This window comes from Mesorhizobium sp. M7D.F.Ca.US.004.03.1.1 (assembly GCF_003998635.1).
GTDB lineage: Bacteria > Pseudomonadota > Alphaproteobacteria > Rhizobiales > Rhizobiaceae > Mesorhizobium > Mesorhizobium loti.
Map to the genome: position 1 here is coordinate 1 of NZ_RZQG01001261.1, position 1341 is coordinate 1341.

General features: G+C 61.9%; 1 protein-coding gene and 2 pseudogenes. All 3 read right to left on the reverse strand.

The genetic code is table 11. The annotated features are described in order from the left end of the window. Positions 1-149: pseudogene (locus EN935_RS36140) on the reverse strand (50S ribosomal protein L7/L12); the annotation flags it as partial. 54 nt (positions 150-203) lie between these two features. Then, positions 204-722: a 50S ribosomal protein L10 gene (gene rplJ, locus EN935_RS36145; RefSeq protein WP_013531412.1), complete on the reverse strand. Its 519-nt coding sequence runs from the start codon at positions 720-722 to the stop codon at positions 204-206. Between the two features lie 375 nt (positions 723-1097). After that, positions 1098-1341 (reverse strand): annotated as a pseudogene (locus EN935_RS36150) (50S ribosomal protein L1); the annotation flags it as partial.

Sequence of the window (1341 nt, forward strand, 5' to 3'; positions counted from 1 at the left end):
GCAGCGGCCGCACCACCGCCAGCGGCGGCAACAGCCACCGGAGCAGCGGCGGAAACGCCCCACTTTTCTTCCAGAAGCTTCGACAGCTCGGCCGCCTCGAGGACGGTCAGCTTCGAAAGGTCGTCTACGATCTTTGCGAGATCAGCCATTGTTGTATTCCTTCATAAGGTTCGAACGTGTGTTTGTGATAGCGAGGAACGGCCTCATGCCGCCTCGTCCTTCCGGGCGTAAGCGCCGATGACGCGCGCGACCGAGGCCGCTGGCGCATTGACGATCTGGGCGATCCGGGTTGCCGGCGTGGCGATCATGCCAACCAGCCTGGCGCGCAGCTCATCGAGCGACGGAAGTGTGGCGAGTGCCTTCACACCGTCGGCGTTGAGCGAGGTGGTGCCCATTGCGCCGCCGAGAATGACGAGCTTGTCATTTCCCTTGGCGAAATCGGACGCGACCTTCGGCGCCGCAATCGGATCCTCCGAATAAGCAATCAGCGTCTGTCCCTTGAACAGCTCGATGATCGATGCGGAGTCCGTGCCCTGAAGAGCGATTTTGGCGAGACGGTTCTTCGCGACTTTGACGGTGCCACCGGCGGCGCGCATTTTCGACCGAAGGTCGTTCATTTGCGCGACGGTGATACCGGCGTAGTGGGCCACGACCACTGAACCTGCGTTCGAGAACGCACCGTTCAGGCCCGTGACGAGTTCGCGTTTTTCCGCTCTGTCCACTGCCTATCTCCAGTTGACCCCTGCCCCATTAACGGGGACAGGCGTCGGGTTGCCTTTGTCGGCCGGGCCATCCAGTAACGGACCTCCCGAACGACGCTCGAGGATCCTGCCCCCTTTCGCCACATCGACAGTCAAGCCGGCGATGCGCAGACAAAAGGCAAACACGGTTCGAACCTTTCATTGGAGCAGTCGCTCCGTTGTCCGGTCTTCACCCGTCTCATGCAGGCCCAAATCGAATTAAGGCTTCTGGGCCGCCTGCAATCTCGGACAGGATGTCCGGAAACCTCTCGGCTTCCGGTACCGGGCCGCCGACAAGTCGGAGGCCCGGAATTCACTTGCGGATCAGCCCTTTAGCGGCCGATCCAAATGTTCGTATCAGGACGCTGTGAGCGTCGCGACGTCGAGCTTGAGGCCCGGGCCCATCGTCGAGGTGACCGACACCTTCTTGACGTAGTTGCCCTTGGCGCCAGCCGGCTTTGCCTTGGTCACGGCGTCGGCGAAGGCGCGGATGTTCTCTTCCAGGGCCTTGACGTCGAACGAGACCTTGCCGACGCCAGCATGAACGATGCCGGCTTTCTCGACGCGGAACTCAACGGCGCCGCCCTTGGATGCCTTGACG